Annotated in this window: 15 protein-coding genes and 3 tRNA genes; 9 read left to right on the top strand and 9 right to left on the bottom strand. The window is 45.9% G+C overall.

The genetic code is table 11. The features are described 5' to 3' along the window. Window positions 1–4 precede the first annotated feature (4 nt). The 3 genes from B9T34_RS18260 to B9T34_RS18250 all read left to right on the top strand — a co-directional run bounded on the left by B9T34_RS18260 (window position 5) and on the right by B9T34_RS18250 (window position 2026). Window positions 5–412, top strand: a complete 408-nt coding sequence (locus B9T34_RS18260) for a YraN family protein (RefSeq protein WP_086214572.1) — start codon at window positions 5–7, stop codon at window positions 410–412. 62 nt (window positions 413–474) lie between these two features. Further along, window positions 475–1155: a BON domain-containing protein gene (locus tag B9T34_RS18255; protein ID WP_086214553.1), complete on the top strand. Its 681-nt coding sequence runs from the start codon at window positions 475–477 to the stop codon at window positions 1153–1155. Further along, entirely contained in the window at window positions 1145–2026 is an 882-nt protein-coding gene (locus tag B9T34_RS18250; RefSeq protein ID WP_086214552.1) for an alpha/beta hydrolase, read from the top strand. The genes B9T34_RS18255 and B9T34_RS18250 overlap by 11 nt, the downstream gene beginning before the upstream one ends. Before the next feature lie 79 nt (window positions 2027–2105). On the opposite strand, the gene nudC is transcribed toward B9T34_RS18250, so the two are convergent. From nudC to dnaQ, 3 genes are all read right to left on the bottom strand, one after another. Next, the gene (gene nudC, locus B9T34_RS18245; RefSeq protein ID WP_086214551.1) at window positions 2106–2879 is read right to left on the bottom strand and encodes an NAD(+) diphosphatase; all 774 of its coding nucleotides are present in this window, start codon (window positions 2877–2879) and stop codon (window positions 2106–2108) included. Further along, window positions 2879–4522 carry a chemotaxis protein gene (locus B9T34_RS18240; RefSeq protein ID WP_086214550.1) on the bottom strand — a complete coding sequence of 548 codons (1644 nt, stop codon included), beginning with the start codon at window positions 4520–4522 and terminating at the stop codon, window positions 2879–2881. The genes nudC and B9T34_RS18240 overlap by 1 nt, the downstream gene beginning before the upstream one ends. Window positions 4523–4649: 127 nt before the next feature. After that, window positions 4650–6035, bottom strand: a complete 1386-nt coding sequence (gene dnaQ, locus B9T34_RS18235) for a DNA polymerase III subunit epsilon (protein WP_086214549.1) — start codon at window positions 6033–6035, stop codon at window positions 4650–4652. Window positions 6036–6242: 207 nt separating this feature from the next. Here dnaQ and B9T34_RS18230 point away from each other — a divergent pair, with 207 nt between their 5' ends. The 6 genes from B9T34_RS18230 (at window position 6243) to B9T34_RS18205 (ending at window position 16438) form a co-directional block, all read left to right on the top strand. Next, window positions 6243–9551 (top strand): lytic transglycosylase, encoded by a 3309-nt coding sequence (locus tag B9T34_RS18230; protein ID WP_086214548.1) that lies wholly within the window; start codon window positions 6243–6245, stop codon window positions 9549–9551. Between the two features lie 24 nt (window positions 9552–9575). Beyond that, window positions 9576–11417: an extracellular solute-binding protein gene (locus B9T34_RS18225; RefSeq protein ID WP_086214547.1), complete on the top strand. Its 1842-nt coding sequence runs from the start codon at window positions 9576–9578 to the stop codon at window positions 11415–11417. Between the two features lie 24 nt (window positions 11418–11441). Continuing rightward, on the top strand, window positions 11442–12509 hold the full coding sequence (locus tag B9T34_RS18220) for a microcin C ABC transporter permease YejB (RefSeq protein WP_086214546.1): 1068 nt from the start codon (window positions 11442–11444) through the stop codon (window positions 12507–12509). Further along, window positions 12509–13522 carry an ABC transporter permease gene (locus B9T34_RS18215; RefSeq protein ID WP_086214545.1) on the top strand — a complete coding sequence of 338 codons (1014 nt, stop codon included), beginning with the start codon at window positions 12509–12511 and terminating at the stop codon, window positions 13520–13522. The genes B9T34_RS18220 and B9T34_RS18215 overlap by 1 nt, the downstream gene beginning before the upstream one ends. Then, window positions 13497–15089: an ABC transporter ATP-binding protein gene (locus B9T34_RS18210; RefSeq protein WP_086214544.1), complete on the top strand. Its 1593-nt coding sequence runs from the start codon at window positions 13497–13499 to the stop codon at window positions 15087–15089. Before B9T34_RS18215 ends, B9T34_RS18210 begins: the two co-directional genes overlap by 26 nt. Window positions 15090–15193: 104 nt before the next feature. Next, entirely contained in the window at window positions 15194–16438 is a 1245-nt protein-coding gene (locus B9T34_RS18205; protein ID WP_086214543.1) for an NADH:flavin oxidoreductase/NADH oxidase family protein, read from the top strand. Window positions 16439–16503: 65 nt separating this feature from the next. Here B9T34_RS18205 and B9T34_RS18200 read toward each other — a convergent pair whose 3' ends face one another. The 6 genes from B9T34_RS18200 to B9T34_RS18170 all read right to left on the bottom strand — a co-directional run bounded on the left by B9T34_RS18200 (window position 16504) and on the right by B9T34_RS18170 (window position 20272). Next, window positions 16504–17193 (bottom strand): glutathione S-transferase, encoded by a 690-nt coding sequence (locus B9T34_RS18200; protein WP_086214542.1) that lies wholly within the window; start codon window positions 17191–17193, stop codon window positions 16504–16506. A gap of 219 nt (window positions 17194–17412) precedes the next feature. Beyond that, window positions 17413–17488 (bottom strand) — tRNA-Glu (locus tag B9T34_RS18190). A 45-nt stretch (window positions 17489–17533) separates the two neighbouring features. Next, a tRNA-Glu gene (locus tag B9T34_RS18185) sits at window positions 17534–17609 on the bottom strand. A 24-nt stretch (window positions 17610–17633) separates the two neighbouring features. Further along, window positions 17634–17709 (bottom strand) — tRNA-Glu (locus B9T34_RS18180). Window positions 17710–17841: 132 nt separating this feature from the next. Next, window positions 17842–18747 carry a hypothetical protein gene (locus tag B9T34_RS18175; RefSeq protein WP_086214540.1) on the bottom strand — a complete coding sequence of 302 codons (906 nt, stop codon included), beginning with the start codon at window positions 18745–18747 and terminating at the stop codon, window positions 17842–17844. Window positions 18748–18847: 100 nt separating this feature from the next. Continuing rightward, window positions 18848–20272: an amino acid permease gene (locus tag B9T34_RS18170; protein ID WP_086214539.1), complete on the bottom strand. Its 1425-nt coding sequence runs from the start codon at window positions 20270–20272 to the stop codon at window positions 18848–18850. Window positions 20273–20350 lie beyond the last annotated feature (78 nt).

Genomic DNA, 20350 nt, shown 5'->3' with positions numbered 1-20350 from the left:
ACCAATGAAATTAGGCCAATGGGCAGAGCAGGAGGCACTGAAATTAGCGCAGCAGCAGGGTTTTTCCTTGGTACAGGCCAATTATCACAGCCGTTTTGGTGAAATTGATCTGATTGTGCAGCGCGGGCAGGAACTGCTGTTCATCGAAGTCAAAGCGCGTTCAAAAACGGCCTATGCACAGGCTGCGGAAACCGTTTCAATACACAAACAGCGCAAAATGTGCAAAACAGCGCTGCATTTTCTGCAAGTATGGCCTGATTTTCAGCAATATGATTGCCGCTTTGATGTCATTTGTTTTGATTTTTATCAACGCTTTGCAAAATCACTACAGCATGATTTTTTAAATTTCACTTATGATCTGCAATGGATAGAAAATGCTTTTACTTTTGATCAAGAGTTTATTAATCTTTGAACAAAATATACTGTGTAAATGCAGAGTTATAAAACGATTGAATAATTAAGGAGTCTTGCTGAGTGGTTAAGCGTATTGCAATGACAATGTTATGTGTCGCAAGTTTATCGGGATGTGCGAGTTTTATCGCTGGCGGTACAGGAACAGCTCCTGTCGGAACTGAAAGCGGAGCGCGTTCTTTAGGCCAAGTTTTTATCGATTCTTCAATTGTTAGAACAGCAAAAATTAATTTATATAAATTGGATGAGCGTTTTAGGCAGTCCCGCGTCAATATTGACAGTTTTCACGGTAATGTGCTGCTGACAGGTCAAGTGCCGGATGCGCATCTTAAACAGCTGGCTGAAGACAATGTGAAAGCCATGACCGATGTAAAAAGCATTCACAACTTTATTACCGTCGGCAACCAAATCAGCTATAACACCATCATGCAGGATACGGCTGTAACAGCCAATACCCGCGCGCTGATTATGAAAGCGCCAGTGGTATCTGACAGTAAAGTCAACATTCATACCGAAGATGGCGTGCTGTATGTGATGGGCCGTTTAAATACAGCAGAAATCAATGATTTGAATCAGGTATTGCAGCAAGTAGGCAATGTCACGAAAATCGTGACCTTGGTCGATAACATTGAGCAGAATGCTTCAATGAATTCCAGCTTCTCATCTCCAATGGTAGGCGGCACGTCTGACACATCAACCCCTATAGCAATAGATCCGGATACTGCTGACCCGAATGCGCCTTAATTTACAGCGCTGGTCTGGCCAGCTGAATGCAACCGTTGAAACGGCAAAAACACTGTATCGTGATTTCCGTATTTATGATTTTGGCAGTTATGCATTAAACCGCTTAACGCCAAAACAGGGCTATAGTGTACAGCGGAATGTGCCTTATGGCTTGAAAGCGCGTCACCGTATGGATGTGTACCGCAGCAGTTCACCAAGGTCTGAGCGTCCGCTGATTGTTTTTGTGCATGGCGGCGCTTGGATGCATGGCGATAAAAAGGATTATGGCTTTATTGGCGAAGCATTTGCTAAAGAAGGCTTTGATGTAGCGGTGATTAACTATCATCTTGCACCTGAACATATTTTTCCAAGCTATATCGATGATTTAAGCCTAGCCTTGAACTTTATGAGCCAATCTCAGCAAAAACTGCACATTGCTGTCGACAACATCGTGCTGATGGGGCATTCAGCAGGCGCGTTTAATGTCATGTCTGCACTGTATCATCCGCAGCCTTATCAGCTGCAGAGCCGAGATAAAATCCGTGCGATTATTGGCTTGGCTGGACCGTATCATTTTGACTATAAAGGCGATCCCTTATGTGCGGATGCCTTTGATCAGGAGCTGCCGTATAATCAGGTGATGCCGTATTATTTTGTCCAGCAAAATACCATCAAGCATTATCTGTTTACTGCAGCCAATGACAATATTGTCAGCCTCAGCAACAGCACAGATTTAGATGCAAAGCTTAAGGAGTTGGGCAATTACAGCCGGCTGATTTCTGTGCCGCGGGTGGGGCATATCACCATGATTGGTTCTGTTTCCAGCCTATTCAGCCGTTTCTTTTCAACCAAGGCGCAAATCATGCGCGCTTTAGAAGATGCGCTAAAATAACTCAGCTGTTTGAGTTTAAATTAAAAAACCGCTCAAATATGAGTGGTTTTTTAAACTCGAATACTGCGGCACAATGGCCTTAAAGCCAGGCTTGAGTATCATCAGCAACGGCGGTACCTTGAATTACATGCATAATCATGGCATGCGCAATACTGCCTTTAAAAGGAATCTCCGGCAGCTGATCAAACTTAAAGAAAGCGGCATCACTGATTTCTTCGGGCTGCAGCTGCAGTTCACCAGATGCATATTCCGCTTTAAATGCAATCATCAGGTTGCTTGGGAAAGGCCAAGGCTGACTGGCTAAATATTCAATTTTGCCCAGCTTTAAACCGACTTCTTCCAAAGTTTCACGCCGTACTGCATCTTCCAAGGTTTCGCCAACTTCGACAAAACCTGCAATCAAGCCATACATATTGCTGGTGTTGCGGGCATTTTTGGCCAATAGAATTTCGTCTTTACCGCGGGTAATCACAGTAATCACGCAAGGATTGACGCGGGGATATTGATGATAATTGCAGGCAGGGCACACCATGGCATATTCACTGGTGTGAACATCTGTTTTATGACCGCAGTGGCTGCAGAATTTATGGTTGCGGCGCCATTCCAAGAGCTGAATAGCGCGGCTGGCCTGTTCAAATTCTTGAATGCTCCAGAGCTGAAGCAATTGGCGTATAGGAATCAGCTGCAAGCCATCAGGAATAGCCTCATGCTCTTGCAGGTCACGGGCAATCACTTGATCACCCGTGCTAATCAGCAAATCACTTGCTAAAGTTTCAACGCGAGGCAGTTGAAATTGTTCATCGACTAACAGCTGCTGCTGTTTAAAAATATAAGCAAGTGAGAGTGTGGTCATTAGGCTGCAGATTTCAATTTATCACTGCTTTCCAATGCTACCTTAAACATGCTGTGCAATACAGGCATTTTGTTCTTTAAATTTTCAATCAGCATGTCTGCACTTGCCAATGTATCCAGCACGCGATTGATGTTTTGACCATCAATGGCTGTGCCAGCTTCTAGATGGCCTTGCACAAAGCTTGCTGCTGTACTTAAAGACTCCTGACCTGTTTCTGCATTTAAGAACAGCAAAGCGCCGCCAATTTCACGCAATTGTGTTGGCACGGTTTCCAGCACGGCTGCATCTTGATCTTTTACATATTGAACCAGGGTTTGGCTGGCAGCATCAATCAGTACACGTGTTTCGTTCAGCAGCGCTTCATGGGCCTCATCCAGACGGTCCAACGAAATATTCATGTTGTGTACGCGCAGCTGCAGGCGGCTTGACGTATGGTGGCGTTCAAGGACACCAATCGAATTCATCGCGGACAAAATGCAGTTCATCAGCTGCTGCGCAAAACTTTCATCTTTTAAGATTTCAGCTTGGTTCAATGACGCTGCTTGGCGGGTCAAATCATTATGCGCTTCGTTCAAGTTCAGCACTTTGAAAATATTGCCCAGCTGCATCAACTTGCCTTGAAGTTCTTGCGTTTTCTCTGGCGTCATATTTTGGTAATTGTACTCAATATCGTTGCGGATCTGAGCCATTTCAGCTGTAACTAGGCCGCTGATGGTATGCATGGTGTCAAAGTCTGGACCATATAAATGGCGGCTGAAGACTTGCAGCTGCACATCGGTCAGCAGGTCATCGCCAATATTCAATTTGGTGCGGATATGCTGCGACACTTCATCTTCTTGGCTGATGCACAGGCTTAGCACATTGGCAATATCCGACAGCGACGGCTTAAAACGGTCTTGCGCTGTAAAATACTGCGCCATATTGCGTTCAATGCTTACCAGCGTGCGTAAACGCGGCTCATTAATCAGCAAGTGATCAATTTGATTGAACGCAGTAAACACTAAGTTCCAATACTGCTTGCTTGGGTGGGTTTCTGCTAAAGCAGAAAGATATGTGCCCACCAGTTTAATCGCTTGCAGGTCAGATTCAGTTTCTTCCTGTTTCAGCAGTTTATTCAGCGCAAGTTTGTATAAGCGGTGTACATATTTAGATTTTTCTAAAACGGGCGCTTGAGGCAAATCGAAATCTGGCGTAATAGAGTCCAGCAGGGATTCGATGTGCTGGCCTTCTGAGGTCAGCGGCTTGCCCAATGACAATTCTAGACGGTTTAGCGTGTCTAATAAAAATTGCGGAATTTTGACTTCACGCAGGCAGATGAACTCAATATAGCGCTTCAGCATGGTTGTGCCTTCGCTCAGTGCAATAACATCTGTCGAATTAATAACGGCAGGATTCCCCATAATCTTGCGCATTAATTCTGCAGAGTATTGAGCGATTTTGGCGAGGCTAGACATATCGATCAGAGCAAGGACTTGTGCGCATTGCTCAAATTGATTGAGTGCATCATCAATGCCAAAAGGCAAGGTTTGGTCTTCTACTAAGGTGCTGACTGCTGATTCGACTAACTTGATCGAGTTATCAACCTCATTTTTTATTATCAGCAATGCCGTTGGATCAAAATGTATAGAGGTTTGGTAAGACATGGATCTGCACCTTTCCTAGGGTTTTATCTTGTTTGTGAACCGCCTGTTTATAGGCGGACCATCTTTTGTTTAACTATAGCGTATGTTTTAACGGTTTAAATACAAAAAGTAACAGGAAATTTAGATTTTATTTTGCGAAAAGGCAAGGCGTACCCTGTTTTTCCTCAAATTGTTTGACCCAATTCTCATGCTCGGTCAGCTCTTCTGCACTTGGTAAAATCACAGGAAGCTCGATTTGCACGGCTTGACGCGAAGAAGCGCCTTGTCCACCTTCGCTGTTTGTCAGTGCATCAATATCAAAAGATACTTGACCGCCGGTCATGGCTAAGTAGACGTCAGATAGAATCTCTGCATCGAGCAAGGCGCCGTGGAAGGTACGGTCGCGCTGCGGAATTTCATAGCGGCGCACCAATGCGTCCAATGAGTTTTTTTGCCCCGGATGCTTGGATTTTGCCATCGCCAAGGTATCGGTGACTTCGCAGACCGTTGACAGTGCAGGGAAGCCTGCACGGGTGAACTCCATATTTAAGAAGTTCATATCGAAGGTTGCGTTATGCGCAATAATTTCTGCGCCTTTTAAATAGTCAAACAGGGTATCTGCAATTTCAGCATACAGTGGTTTATCTTTTAAGAAATCATCACTGATACCGTGGATGTTTTCTGATTCACCTACAGGCTTCTTCGGGTTGATATAAATATGAATTGAGCTGCCGGTCAATTTACGGTTGATCATTTCAACGGCGCCGACCTCAATGATGCGGTCGCTGTCTTGAAAATAAAAACCGGTAGTCTCTGTATCTAAAATCAGCTGGCGCGGGCCTTGCAAATCCAAAGTGGCAGGGGTAATTACAATCTTCGGATGCATCGGCGCTGCTGGTTTTGCTGCTGGCGGAATTTTTTCAGCAGATTCAGGCTGAGATTCGGGGTGTGCTGTGTTTATCAGGTTCTCATCTGCAGCGCTTGAGTTTTCTTCAAATACCGTTTCTTCTTCAATCAACTCGTCTTCATCCTCTGCGCTGTCTAAGCCAAATGGGTCATTCAGCAGCCAGTCAGGTTCCGCTTTTTTTTTTGCATTGCCATTTTTCAGCTGCAGTGCGGTTTCTTCTGCACCTTGGTTCGCCAGCTGATCCGCCATTTCATTGCCCGCATGTCCAGCGTGGCCTTTAATCCAATTCCACTCGATTTCTCGGCCTTGGCAGACAGCATCCAGTTTTTTCCAAAGATCTGGATTTTTGACGTCTTTCCAGTTTTTCTTTTTCCAGCCATGAATCCACTCGGTGATGCCTTGCTTCACATAATTGGAATCTGTCCAAATGACCAGTTTGGCATTGGCAGGGCAAAACAGCACGCCTTCAATTGCTGCTGTCAGCTCCATACGGTTATTGGTGGTTTCTGGTTCGCCGCCGCAAATCTTGTGCTCTTCAGTTTCGGTAATAATATATGCACCCCATCCGCCTAAACCAGGATTGCCTTTGCAAGCGCCATCGACGTAAAGCGTGATTGTTTGTGACATAGATGTGAATCCGAAAATTAAGGCTGAGTTCAGAGCTGTATTGTATAACGCAAATGCAATAGAGGAAGCGGAATCCTTACGTTTTTTTAATTTCTTGTAACATTTATACGCGAAACGCGTTAAATTAACGCCTTGTGTCTGCGTGCCGCTTCACTACAATGACAGAGCTAAAAAATAAATTTTTATACGAGTTGTTTGGATTTCTTTATGTATAAACCAACCAAAATCTGGTGTCAGCCTACTTTCCCATCTTTATTTAAAATTACAGTACTGGGTTCAGCGTTAGCTGCTTTAGGTTTAACGGGCTGCTCATCTTCTTCAAGCGCAACACAGGCTTCGAAGTCGAAAATGGTTGGTTCATCAGGCTATTTAGATGCCAACAGCTTGGATGGTTTAGAAGATTTACTGTCGGCAACAGACATGCGCGCAGTAGAAGGCGACCGCCTGCAGGTTTTAAAACATGGTGATGTTTGGAAGCGTATGACCGTAGGCTTCAAAATGGATCTCAATCATTGGGATACGCGTATTGAAGCGCAGCGCGGCTGGTTCTCGTCACGTCAGCCTTATATTGAACGCTTAAGCGCACGCGCATCACGCTATTTGTACCACACAGTAAAAGAAGCAGAACGCCGCGGCATGCCGACAGAATTGGCGTTGCTGCCTGTGATTGAAAGCTCGTATGACCCAGCAGCAACATCAAGCGCTGCAGCTGCGGGCCTATGGCAGTTTATTCCGAGTACTGGCCGTATTTATGGCCTAAAGCAAACCAGCATGTATGACGGACGCCGTGATGTTGTGGAATCGACCCGTGCAGCCTATGAGTTTTTAGGCAGCCTGTATAATCAATTCGGTTCTTGGGAGCTAGCTTTGGCTGCTTATAACGCAGGGCCGGGCCGTATCCAGCAGGCAATTAACCGCAACAAAGCAGCAGGCTTGCCTACAGATTACTGGTCTTTGAAACTGCCACAAGAAACAATGAACTATGTGCCGCGCTTTATAGCTGTGGCGCAAATTATTAAAAATCCAAACAATTACGGCGTGAGCTTACCGCCAATTGCCAACCGCCCGCACTTTAGGGAAATTACGGTAGGACCAGCAAATTTAAATGAAGTTGCATCTGTAACAGGTTTAAGCCGTGCAGAACTATATGCCCTGAATCCAGGGCACCGCGGTGAAGTGATTGATACTTCAAGTCCAATGCGTATTTTAATTCCTGCAGATGTTAGCCCGACAGTGGATGCGAAACTGAAAAAGCTGAAATCTGCATCTGGTGGATATTGGGCTGGCGGTTTAAATCAGCCTTTGCCGCAGAATAATGTCACCATTGCCCCTGCACGTACTGCGCCGCCTACGTTAAATACCAAAGTTGTGGTGCCGTCAGTCTCTGCGCCGCCTGTGATGACTGTAGCTAAACCTGCCGCAAGTACATCTAAAGTGTCTACGCCCAAAGGTTCTGCAGCTTTGGCGGCCTTTGCAGCAAGTACAGATATTCCGAGTGCGCCGCGTATTCCTGTGGCTGTAACACCAACAGCATCTATCAAAGCCGTTTCTGCAGAGCCGCCTTTGTCTTCGCAAGAACGCAGCCAAATTATGGCTGCTATCAAAGCTGAGGGCGAAACCAAAACTGTGGATGAAGTGCTGAAACCGGTTGCAACGAAAGCTGAGCAGGAGCAAGTGGTGCAGGAGCTGACAGCTTTGGCGCCTAAAGGCACTGAAATTGTCGATCCCTACGATGGCAAGATTAAGCTGACCGCCATTCAAACCAGCCAATCAATTGCAGATCAGCAGGGTAAAGAACTGACTAAGGGCTTTGCTTATCCGAAAGGAGTGGCTGAAAGTACAAGTGCGGATTCTGAAGAAGCGAAGCGTAATTTAGACAAAAATTACATTAAGACCGATTCAGAAGTGGTCGTGGTCGCGCCTAAAGGCAAACGCAGCACTTATACCGTTCAGTCGGGCGATACGCTTGCGCTGATTGCGATGAAAAACGGCGTGAATTGGCGTGATGTGGCTAAATGGAACCAGATGGATGCGGAGTCTAAGCTTTTTGTGGGGACAGCGATTTATCTTTATGATGCTAAACCTGTTATTGATGAGCCGAAAGCCAAAACTCAAAATGCCAAAGCACCTGACAACTATGTGGTGCAGGCCAATGACAGTTTAACTGGCGTGGCAGGCCAATTTGGTTTATCAGTGAAGCAGCTGGCTGATTATAATAATCTCAGCACATCCAGCGGTTTATTCGTGGGTCAGAAGCTGTCTCTGAAAGAAACAGCTGCATCTAAAGCGAAACTTGAAGCGGACAGCAAAAAAGCGGACGCAGAGAAAAAAGCGCTTAAAGTTCAAACCAAATCATATACAGTTAAACGCGGCGAATATTTAAAATTGATTGCAGACCGCTATGCGCTTTCAAATCAGGAATTGGCGGATTTGACAGATGGCTTGAATGCTTCGAGCAGTTTGATGGCGGGTCAAAAAATTAATGTGCCGCTGAATGACGTGAATGAGGCGAACGAAACTGCCGCAGCAAAAACTGAGACTAAAGCGCTTTCTGCTAAAGCTGATAAGAAATCGGCTGCACCAAGCTACAAAACAGAAAGCTACAGCGTACAGCGCGGTGATACTTTGTATAGTTTGGCATCGCAGGCAAAAATCAGTGTGTCAGAATTGGCCGAGATCAATGATATAGCCGCCAATACGGGTTTGCGCGTAGGCCAAACGCTGAAAGTGCCTGCACAGAATAAAGCGCCTGAACAGTATGTTGTGCAATCGGGTGATACCTTAACTGCGATAGCCAGCCGTTATGAGGTCAGCATTGATTATCTTGCGAATGTAAATGGAATTAACCGCAATACGGGTTTACGCGTAGGTCAAAAACTGCAGTTGTCTGGTGATGTGCCGGAAGAAAATACTGAGCTTAAAGCTTTAGTGAAAGCTGATGCAAAATCAGAAGCGAAGGTGTCAGCCAAAAATGAAAAAACTCCATCTGGTTTAATGCCGGACACACATACCGTGAAATCTGGCGAAACATTGACGTCGATTGCGCAAAAGTACAAATTGCAGTTGAGCTATTTAGCGGAGCTGAATAATTTGACACGCAGCAGTACGGTCAGAATTGGTCAGAAGTTGAAGGTTTCTGAAGATGATGCGCCTGCTGAAAAAGTGGCAGCAACGGTGAAATCTGCTCCAACAGCTTCTGCATCAAGCAGCAGTTCACGCAGTACAGAAAGCTATACTGTAAAATCGGGTGAGTCTTTAAATCTTATTGCCAGCCGTAACAGTATGAGCGTATCCGAATTGGCGGAGCTGAATAATCTCAGCGCCAAAGCAGGCCTGCGTGTGGGACAGAAAATTCAAGTGCCGAAAACGATTGCTGAATACCGCATCAAGCGCGGTGATACCATGATTGGCCTTGCGAGCCGTTACGGTATGGATACCAATACTTTGGCAGAAATGAATAATATGCAGCCGTCTGCACAGCTGCGGATTGGTGAAGTCATTAAAGTGCCTAACTAGAGCCAGAACACTGCAGGGAGTGCCGTGAATATTTTATTAGCCAAGGTTAATCCTTATGTGCTGGCAATTGGGGCTGTTTTAACGCAAGGGGCATGGGCTGCAGTGCAGACCACGCCATTTATCGCCATACACAGCACCCCCAAATATGCATCACTGCCAGCCATGCCTTATGCGAATGCTGGCGCGCCTAAGGGCGGTTATATCAGCAGCGCCAGCAACGGCACCTTTGACAACTTAAACAGCATGAATGGCAAGGGCAGCGCTGCCGATGGGGTCAATTATCTATTTGATTCCTTGATGAGTAGCTCGCTGGATGAACCAGGGGTGATGTATCCGCTGCTGGCCAGCAGCGCAACCTTTGATCCGAAAAAAACCTCGTATGTGATTTTTAATCTGAACCCAAAAGCCAAGTTTAGTGATGGTTCACCCGTGACGGCTGCAGATGTTAAATTCAGTTTTGATGCTTTTCAGACCAAATCCAATCCTGGCCTGCAAATGTATTTGGCAGATTTAGCTAAAACTGAAGTGCTATCAAAGCATCAAGTAAAAATGAGCTTTAAGTCAGACAATAATGCGGAAATGCCGCTGATATTGTCGCAGATGCCGATCTATTCTCAAAAAGACTGGGCCAAAAAAGACTTCACTCGCGTAACCATGCAGCCGATTTTAGGCTCAGGGCCGTATCTTTTAGACCGCGTTGATGCTGGACGCAGCTTGAGCTATAAGCGCAACCCCAATTATTGGGCCAAAGATCTGCCAGTCAATAAGGGGCGTTATAACTTTGACCGCCTGAAATATGTGTATTACCGCAGTCTAGATATTGCTTTTGAAGGTTTTAAATCGGGTCAATATACCCTGCATGAAGAATATACTGCGCGCAAATGGGTGACTGAATATAACTTCCCTGCGGTAAAGGCGGGCATGGTGGTGAAATACCGCTTTAAGCACAGCAACCCGATTGCTACGCAAAGCTTTGTGTTCAATACCCGCCGCAATCCTTTTCAAGATATTCGCCTGCGCCAAGCGCTGACTTATGCCTATGATTTTGAATGGCAAAACAAGGCGCTGTTTTATGGGCAATATACTCGTCTGCAAAGCTACTTCAGTAATAGTGAATTGGAAGCCAAAGGTACACCTTCAGCCGAAGAACTGGCGGTGCTGAAACCTCAGCTCTCTAAATTAGATCCGGTGCAGCGTGCAGGCGTATTAAGAAATTGGAAATATCCAGTTAGCGATGCCAGCGGATTTAACCGCAATAACCTGCTGACAGCACGCCAGCTGTTATTAAATGCAGGCTATAAATATAAAAATGGTCAGTTGCTGGATAAGAAAGGCCAGAATATCCGTATTGAATTCTTGATTCATCAGGAAGGCCTGCAGCGCACGCTCATGCCTTTTGTACGCAATATGAAGCGCTTGGGCATACAAGTAAATATCCGACAAGTGGATGTGCCGCAATACATTGAGCGCATGCGCAGCAAAGATTTTGATATGACCACCAGTGTGATGCCGCAGTCTTTAAGTCCGGGCAATGAACAGTCGCAATTCTGGGGCAGCGCATCAGCCGATCAGCCGGGCAATTACAACTATGCCGGCATTAAAAATCCAGCGATTGATGCCATCGTGGAACAGGTGATCCGCGCGCCAGACCGTAAGGCTTTGGTGATTCGTACACGCGCTTTAGACCGTTTGCTGCGGGCGGGCTATTATCAGATTCCAACTTATGGCAAAGGTGAAAACTGGCTGGCTTATTGGAATATGTATAAACAGCCAGCCGTGAAGCCAAAGCTGTCGACCGGTATTGATTACTGGTGGAGTGACGCTGAGCAAGCGCAAAAAGTTGCCAGCTATTTGCGCAAGCAATAAGCCCAAAGCAGAAGGAATAGAATAATGGGCACATATATATTAAAACGGCTGCTGCTGATTATCCCGACACTGCTGGTGATCTTGCTGATTAACTTTGTGGTGATTCAGATCGCGCCTGGCGGGCCAGTGGAACAGGCCATTCAGCAGGCTGAATCTTTTCAAGGTATGGGAATAGGCGGCGGCGGTGAAACAGCGCAAGGCGGCAGCAAGTATCAAGGCGCGAAAGGCCTCAGCGAAGACATGGTGCAGAAGATTGAAGCGCAGTACGGTTTTGATCAGCCTGCCCATATCCGATTTTGGCATATGCTCAAAGGCTATGCCACGTTGGATTTTGGCACCAGTTTTTTTAAAGATAAGCCAGTGACCCAGTTGTTGTGGGAAAAGCTACCCGTCTCACTATCCTTGGGGTTGTGGAGCACATTGCTGATTTATTTGGTGTCTATTCCTTTAGGCATTAAAAAAGCGCGTCAGCACGGCTTGCTGTTTGATAAGGCCACCTCGCTGCTGCTGGCAGTGGGTTATGCTATTCCTGCCTTCGCTTTTGCTATTTTACTGATTGTATTTTTTGCCGGCGGCTCTTATTTCCAATGGTTCCCGCTGCAGGGTTTGGTCTCAGAGAACTTTGCTGAGTTAAGCCTGTTTGGAAAAATTGCGGATTATTTCTGGCATATGACCTTGCCGCTGCTGGCGATGGTGATTGGCGGTTTTGCAGGACTGACCTATTTGACCAAATATTCATTTATGGAAGAGCTGAATAAACAGTATGTGCTGGCGGCGCGATCTAAAGGTTTAACGGAGTCTCGTGTGCTGTACGGTCATGTATTCCGCAATGCCATGCTGATTGTGATTGCGGGATTGCCAGAAGCTTTAATCGGCATCTTTTTTGTCGGCAATTTATTTATTGAAATTATTTTCAATTTAGATGGGTTGGGCTTGCTGGGCTTTGAAGCCATTGTGCAGCGGGATTATCCAGTGATTTTCGGCACTTTATTCATCTTCACTTTATTGGGGCTGATTTTAAGGCTGATTAGTGATGTGCTGTATCAGGTGATCGATCCGCGCATTAACTTTGAATCACGGGGGGCAAAATAATGTCTCCCATCATGCAGGCTCGTTTAAAGCGTTTTAAAGAAAATAAATTGGGTTTTGGCTGTTTTATTCTTTTTGCGATCATATTTGTTTTGTCCTTAGGTGCAGAGCTGATTGCCAATGATAAGCCGCTGCTGGTGAAGTACGGCAGCAGTCTGTATGTTCCAGCCTTTAAAAGCTATCCGGAAACTGAATTCGGCGGTGTGTTTGAAACGGAAGCGGATTATAAAGACCCAGCGGTACAGCAGATGATTAATGAAAAAGGCTGGGCTATTTGGCCGATCAATCATTTTTCCTATCAAACTCCGAATTTAGAATTGGCTGTACCCGTGCCGTCAGAGCCGACTTCGCAAAATTGGCTAGGCACGGATGATCAAGGCCGTGATGTGCTGGCGCGCATACTATATGGCTTGCGGGTGTCACTGCTGTTCGGCTTTGCTTTAACGCTGACATCAGCAGTGTTGGGCATTATTGTCGGCGCGGTGCAAGGCTATTATGGCGGCTGGATCGATTTAATTGGGCAGCGCATTTTAGAAGTGTGGGGCGGTCTGCCTATGCTGTTTATGGTGATGATTTTGGTCAGCATGTTTACCCCAAGCGTGTATTGGCTGTTTGTGATTATGCTGCTTTTTGGCTGGACAGCGTTGGTGGGTCTGGTGCGGGCAGAGTTTTTACGTGCGCGTAATTTTGACTATGTAAGGGCCGCGCGCAGTTTGGGTGTATCTGACCGAACCATTATTTTTAGGCATATTTTACCCAATGCCATGAGCTCAAGTTTATCGCAGCTGCCTTTTATGCTGACCGCAAATATTACCGCTTTAACAGCTTTGGATTTTCTGGGTTATGGCTTGCCGCCGGACGCAGCCTCTTTAGGTGAATTGCTACTGCAAGGTAAAAATAACTTAAACGCGCCGTGGCTGGCGCTTTCAGGCTTTTTCACCTTGGCGATTGTATTGTCATTATTGATTTATATTGGGGAGGCGGCGCGTGATGCATTCGATCCAAGACGTCAATAAAACGCAAACGAACAGCATACTTTCAGTTCAGCAGCTAAGCATTCACAATGAAGCGCAGCCTCTGGTGCAGCAGCTGAGTTTTGAGCTGGCAGCGGGTGAAACGCTGGCAATTGTCGGTGAAAGCGGTTCAGGAAAATCCATCAGCAGTTTGGCTGTATTGGGTTTGTTGCCTAAAAACCTGCGCGTTGCAGGGCAAGTGCAGCTGAATGGTCAAAATCTGCTGAGTATGAGCCAAACACAGCTGCGGGGCATCCGCGGCGATAAAATCGCGATGATTTTTCAGGAGCCGATGACAGCGCTGAATCCGCTGCACCGTGTTGAAAAAATTATTGGAGAAAGCCTGCTGCTGCGCGGCTGGTCAAAAGCCAAAACCCGTGAGCGGGTGATTGGATTGCTGAATGATGTCGGCATTTCAGAACCTGAAGAAAAATTAAAGCGCTATCCGCATGAATTGTCTGGCGGTCAGCGTCAGCGGGTGATGATCGCCATGGCTTTGGCGCTGGATCCGGATATTTTGATTGCCGATGAGCCGACGACTGCGCTGGATGTCACCTTGCAGGCTCAGATTCTGAACTTGCTTAAAGAGCTGCAGCAAAGCCGTAAAATGGCCATGATTTTGATTAGTCACGATCTAAACTTGGTGCGTAAATATGCCGACCAAGTGATTGTGATGCATCAAGGCCAAGCCGTTGAGCAAGGTGCGGTCGAACAGATTTTTAATGCGCCTGCGCAGGACTACACCAAAGATTTGCTGAATCATGACTTTGGTGAGGCCTTAATGCTCGATCCTCAGCCTGCGGTGCTGGAACTGTCCAATGTCGGTGTGAAATTTCCCATTAAGCAAGGTCTGCTGAATCGGGTGAAAGATTATTTTGTTGCGGTAGAGCCTTTAAGTATGGCGCTGCAGCAGGGCCAGTCGATTGGCATTGTTGGAGAAAGCGGTTCGGGTAAAAGCTCTTTGGCTTTGGCAGTATCACGTTTAATTGAAAGCGAAGGACAGATCTTGCTGCAAGGGCAGGATTTAAATCAGCTTAATGAGAAAAAGCTGCGGCCTTTACGCAGTGACTTTCAAATTGTGTTTCAAGATCCATTTAGCAGCTTAAATCCACGTTTAAATGTGGAACAGACCATTGGTGAAGGTTTGGCGTTAAAAAAACTTTCGTCGGATCAAATCCACGCAAAAATTGATGACGCTTTGCAGCAGGTCGAGTTGCCCGTAAGTTTTAAACAGCGCTATCCGCATGAACTCTCAGGCGGTCAGCGTCAGCGTGTTGCACTGGCACGTGCGTTGATATTGCAGCCGAAAGTGCTGATTATGGATGAGCCAACTTCGGCATTAGACCGCACTACACAGCGTGCGATTGTGAAATTGCTGCGCCGTTTACAGCAGCAAACAGGGATGAGCTATCTTTTTATTAGCCATGACTTGCAGGTGGTGAAAGCGCTGTGCCAGAAAGTTCTGGTGCTGCGTCATGCGCAAGTGGTCGAATTTCAAGACACTGATCAATTGTTTGCACATCCGCAAGCGGAATATACACAGAAATTGATTGAAGCCAGCCAGTATTGATACTGGCTTGTATAAATTGACAATATATATTGTCTAACTGCTATTGACGTGAGAATAAATACAGCTAGAGTAAAGGTATTAACTCAAAAAGTGAATAAAACAAAATGAGCCACCTTGCCCAACCGATTCGAATACGCAATACACAATTTAAAAACCGCATTATTAAAGGTGCAATGAGCGAAGCTTTGGCCAATGTTCAGGGCCAGCCAAACCATTTGCATTTCGGCTTGTATGAGGCATGGGCCAAAGGCGGTTTAGGCTGCGCGATTACGGGTAACGTGATGGTGGATTTACGCGCCAAAAATGAGCCAGGCGTAGTGGGTGTAGAAACGGAACGTGATTTGGCTTTGCTGAAGCAATGGGCGGATGTGGGTAAAAAGCACGGCATGGTGCAATTGGTGCAGTTGTCGCATCCAGGCCGCCAATGTCCAAAAGGTTTAAATAAAGAAACAGTGGCGCCATCAGCAGTGCCATTCAGCCCCATGTTAGCCACGACCTTTGGCACGCCGCGCGCGCTGCGTGAAGAAGAAATTTTAGATATTATCCAGCGCTTTGCTACCGCGGCAGCCGTATGTGAAAAAGCGGGCTTTGAAGGTGTGCAGCTGCATGGTGCGCACGGTTACCTGATTAGCCAGTTTTTATCGCCGCTCACCAATCAGCGCAGCGACCAATGGGGCGGTACGGTGGAAAACCGTATGCGCTTTTTATTGGAAATCTACAAAGCCGTTCGTGCCGCGACTTCAGATAAATTTATTATTGCAGTGAAGCTGAACTCGGCGGATTTCCAGCGCGGCGGTATTACAGAAGAAGACGTCATTACTGTATTTAAAGCCATTGATGCTGCCGGTATTGACCTGATTGAAGTGTCGGGCGGTACTTACGAAGCGCCAGCGATGGCCGGTGCGAAAGAAGATAAGCGCAAAGCTTCGACCATTGCCCGCGAAGCTTATTTCTTGGATTTTGCCGCGAACATCCGCAAAGAGGTGAAATGTCATCTCATGGTGACGGGCGGTTTCCGCACGGTTGCAGGTATGAATGCGGCGCTGGATAGCGGCGCCTGTGAGTTTGTGGGTATTGCGCGGCCATTTGCGGTGGAAACAGCCTTGGCAGACCGTTTGATCGCGGGGCAGGATGTGCGTTATGGCGTAGACAAAATTAAAACCGGTATCCCAATGGTCGACAAGATGGCGATTATGGAAATCGTTTGGTATGCCGCGCAGTTTAAAGCCATTGCAGAAGGCAAACAGCCGAATCCAAAACTGTCACCTTTAAAAGTCTTCTTTAAATATCTGAAAGGCAATTTAACAGCGGTGATAAAAGGCCGAGTGAATTCACGAAAATCGGCCTAGTATTAAAATTGCGATTTAGAGTTAATTATCAGTGTGGCTGGTGAATTACATAAACTGCTTTGAGTTTATTGCGTGATTTGCCAATAGCGCTGAAATTCTTCAGCAGACCAGCGTCCTTTTTGCAATGCAGTTTGGAAGGCGGGTCTGCTTTTTATTTGCATTAAATATTGGCTCAACGCTGGATAGTCAGAAAATTGCGGGTAAGCATATTGGCTGGCGTGCAGTGGAAACCATAGCAAAATATCTGCAATGCTGAATTGAGCTCCTGCCAGCCAAGTGCGCTGCTGTAAATGGGTATTTAGCTGATTAAGCTGCTGCTTCATTTCCGAGTTTAGATAACCACGGTTAAAGGCTGCTTTAAATGCAAGGCTGACAAAACGCAGCAGCCAAGGCGTTTGCTGAACAATTTGTGAAAAGACCTGTTTTAGTGCCAAGTTGGGCATGAAGCTGGCATCGGCATAATGCTGATAAAAGCAGTAATGCCAATAATGTTCATTGTGCGGTGTTAACACCAGTTGCTGTTGATGCTGTGCTAAATATTCAGCTATCGCACTGCTTTCTGTCAGCTTCTGAACAATATCATTTTGCTGCAAGCAGAGTGTGGGAAATTTTAGTTTTGTATTCTTCGCATCTGCAGCATTTTTATTATCATAAATCTGCAATTCATAATTCAAACCCAGTTCTTCCAATAACCACAAAATTCGCTGTGAACGTGAGTTGGGTAGATGATGCAGGGTTATTTTTGCAGAATTCATATACGTTCTGTGCTGAGGGTTATTTAGTAGATGAATATAACGAAAGCTTCGATGCTTGCACAGATTGACCTACGCAAATTTTCGGGCACAGCCTCTGAGTGGAAGCAGCTAGTAGAACTTAAGGCTGATTACAGTATTGAATTTCAGCAGAAAATGCAGACAATAAAAAGCCCAAGTCGTAATGCTTGGGCTTTTTATAAGATGTTGCCATCTTGAATATGGCGTCCCTACGGGGATTCGAACCCCGGTTACCGCCGTGAAAGGGCGATGTCCTAGGCCTCTAGACGATAGGGACAGTACAGAAAATAAATTTTAAACCGCTACTTTTAGCTTGAAGTAATGGCGTCCCTACGGGGATTCGAACCCCGGTTACCGCCGTGAAAGGGCGATGTCCTAGGCCTCTAGACGATAGGGACTTAATAAAATCTACTTCTGAAAATTGGCGTCCCTACGGGGATTCGAACCCCGGTTACCGCCGTGAAAGGGCGATGTCCTAGGCCTCTAGACGATAGGGACGTTTCAGAGGTGGGCGTATAATAGGGTGAAAATAGGGGGGTGTCAAACGCATTTCTATAAATAAATTCAGTTTTAGGTGCTGAGTGCATGAATTTCAAACAATCTGACCGGAAAGTATGAAAATTACATTGTTTATGCTGGATTTTTAAACGTATTAACGATGGCTTGAATCACTTCAGGATGTTTTAAATAACCGTCTATATCATGCGGACGGTCAATTGAGGTGCGGATTTGATGATTGATAATTTCAGGGCTGAAATCAAAAGGCGCATTCTGCAGTGGAAATGCGGTTAGAAAATCATCATGTGAATAAAAGTTAATCCAATCCCCTTTAATGGACGTTGGGCGTTGAATAGGCTGCGGCAAATGCCCTTGAATGACACGAAAAGCTAAGGGCGAACCCAGTGTAATAAAACTGGAAATATTCAGCTCTGGATGCAGCAGCAGGAAATGATAGGCAATGACCGAACCTAGAGAATGCGCCACAAGTACATTGGGTTTGGATGTATGTAATTGTTCATGGATGCGCATATGCACAGTACGGATAAAATGCGGATTGGATAAATACAGATAAGTTTCCACTAAAAATTTGTGCAGCAGTGTGGCATGCAGTTTTGGAAAATAATTCATCAGCAAGGCAAAGTCGCGTAAAGCATAATCTTTACTTAGCGCGCTCAAGGTATGCAGCTCATGGCTAAAACTATACTCATCATTCATCTGCATTTCGGGCAGGGGGTTGCTTTCAGGCTGATGTTCTTGATGCTTTGCAGGTTCGGTTTCGATTTTTGCAGGATGGATAAACGGGAAATGCGGCCACGATTGAGGCATTAAGGTGCTGGCGCTGAGTGTATTTTCCAAATGATGGCGCGAAAGTAAATCACCATAAAAAGGCATGCGGAAATGCTGTTTTAAATAAGGCAAAAAATTCAGCTGCTGTGTATTGCTTAGGCCTTGCTCTAATAGGTTTAGCCAATGTTGTTCTATAGATTGTGCAGTTTGGCGCTGTTGATTCATCCCGTGAATAAAAACAATATTCATAAGCCGCTCTCAGAATGCAAATCTGTTATTTTCCATTCAGTATAAATAAAAAAAGAGCAGCCTAGGCTGCTCTAATTTGCTGCTAAATTGTCATTGATGACTACTTCTGCGATTCGCTTTTATGGTGATAAAAGGCATAATAGCTGATGTAGCATGCCGCGATAAACGCTAAGCAGCCAAAGAAGCTGATGCGCATCGCAGGATCAAAGACCATGCTTAGGCATGTAATGAAGCAGAACAGAAAGCCTAAAATTGGCACAATAGGGAACAATGGCGCCGCAAAGCCGAGTTCTGCTTTGGTGTGGCCATCTTTGTACCACTGGCGGCGGAAATTAAATTGGCTGAGGCAGATGCTCATCCAAACCACGACCATCGTAAAGGCTGCAATACCCAATAAATTGGTAAAAATAGCTTCTGGCGCAAACTGTTCAGACAGCAAGCCAGGCATGCCGCCTATCATGGTGACAATCACTGCAACATAAGGAATGCCGCGCGCATTTACTTTAGAGAACACTGCAGGCAGCTGTTTCTTATACGAGAGTGACCACATCATGCGTGAGGCTGCGAACAAGCCCGAGTTGGCTGCAGACAGCAATGCTGTGATAATCACAAAGCGGATAATGTCTTCTGCATACGGAATGCCGATATGCTGGAATACTGTTACGAATGGGCTGCTGCTGACCCCTTCAGCGGCTAAGCCTGCTTCTTGATGCGGCAGTAAGGCAGTCACGACGATAATGGTACCGACAAAGAAAATCAGCAGGCGGAAAATAGCCGTGTTGATTGCTTTAGGTACGTTTTTGGCAGGATCTTTGGTTTCACCGGCAGCTACACCAATCAACTCAGTTCCTGAAAAAGCAAAGTTTACAATCAGCATGGTAGCGAAGATTGGAAATAGGCCTTCTGGGAACCAGCCTTGCGCGGTTAGATTGGTGAAGAGCGGCGCCGACTCATAGCCGCGGTAACCCAATACGCCAAAAATAGCCATTAAACCGAGAATAATAAAGGCAACAACAGTGATGACTTTAATCAAAGCGAGCCAAAACTCAGATTCAGCAAACCATTTGGTTGAAATCATATTTAAGCTAAATACGAAAGCGCCAAAAATTAAAGTCCACATCCACATGGAGCTGTCTGGGAACCATTCCTGCATCAGCAAAGCCGCCGCAGTGAATTCTGTCCCTAAGGTGACAGACCATGTCAGCCAATATAGCCACGTCATGGTATAGCCTGTGCCTGGACCAATATAGCGCGTTGCATATGCGCCAAATGAGCCGGATTCAGGCATATGGACCGCCAGCTCACCTAAGCACAGCATGACCATATAGGCGATAATACCGCCCAAAAAGTAAGAAATAATGGCACCAACAGGCCCCGTTTGTGCAATGACTTCACCCGACCCTAAAAATAAGCCGGTACCGATTGCGCCGCCAAGCGAAATCATGACCAGATGTCGAGTACTCATAGCGCGTTTTAATGGCGCAGAATTGCCCTGATGCGAAGCATCATTCGGAGATGAGTGCATAAAATTGATAAGAAAAAAACAGTGAAGCGGGCTATTGTAGAGTAAAACAGCCAGAGTGCAATCTAGATTTAATTATTT

This window comes from Acinetobacter sp. ANC 3813 (genome assembly GCF_002135435.1).
Lineage (GTDB): Bacteria > Pseudomonadota > Gammaproteobacteria > Pseudomonadales > Moraxellaceae > Acinetobacter.
The sequence above is the reverse complement of the archived record's forward strand: the minus strand, read 5'-3'. Positions and strand labels throughout refer to the sequence as shown.

Excerpts from the sequence above, each read along its gene's own strand:
- B9T34_RS18260 (WP_086214572.1), top strand. The coding sequence starts at position 5 with ATGAAATTAGGCCAATGGGCAGAGCAGGAGGCACTGAAATTAGCGCAG.
- B9T34_RS18250 (WP_086214552.1), top strand. The coding sequence starts at position 1,145 with ATGCGCCTTAATTTACAGCGCTGGTCTGGCCAGCTGAATGCAACCGTT.
- nudC (WP_086214551.1), bottom strand. The coding sequence starts at position 2,879 with ATGACCACACTCTCACTTGCTTATATTTTTAAACAGCAGCAGCTGTTA.
- B9T34_RS18240 (WP_086214550.1), bottom strand. The coding sequence starts at position 4,522 with ATGTCTTACCAAACCTCTATACATTTTGATCCAACGGCATTGCTGATA.
- dnaQ (WP_086214549.1), bottom strand. The coding sequence starts at position 6,035 with ATGTCACAAACAATCACGCTTTACGTCGATGGCGCTTGCAAAGGCAAT.
- B9T34_RS18230 (WP_086214548.1), top strand. The coding sequence starts at position 6,243 with ATGTATAAACCAACCAAAATCTGGTGTCAGCCTACTTTCCCATCTTTA.
- B9T34_RS18220 (WP_086214546.1), top strand. The coding sequence starts at position 11,442 with ATGGGCACATATATATTAAAACGGCTGCTGCTGATTATCCCGACACTG.
- B9T34_RS18215 (WP_086214545.1), top strand. The coding sequence starts at position 12,509 with ATGTCTCCCATCATGCAGGCTCGTTTAAAGCGTTTTAAAGAAAATAAA.
- B9T34_RS18210 (WP_086214544.1), top strand. The coding sequence starts at position 13,497 with ATGCATTCGATCCAAGACGTCAATAAAACGCAAACGAACAGCATACTT.
- B9T34_RS18205 (WP_086214543.1), top strand. The coding sequence starts at position 15,194 with ATGAGCCACCTTGCCCAACCGATTCGAATACGCAATACACAATTTAAA.
- B9T34_RS18200 (WP_086214542.1), bottom strand. The coding sequence starts at position 17,193 with ATGAATTCTGCAAAAATAACCCTGCATCATCTACCCAACTCACGTTCA.
- B9T34_RS18175 (WP_086214540.1), bottom strand. The coding sequence starts at position 18,747 with ATGAATATTGTTTTTATTCACGGGATGAATCAACAGCGCCAAACTGCA.
- B9T34_RS18170 (WP_086214539.1), bottom strand. The coding sequence starts at position 20,272 with ATGCACTCATCTCCGAATGATGCTTCGCATCAGGGCAATTCTGCGCCA.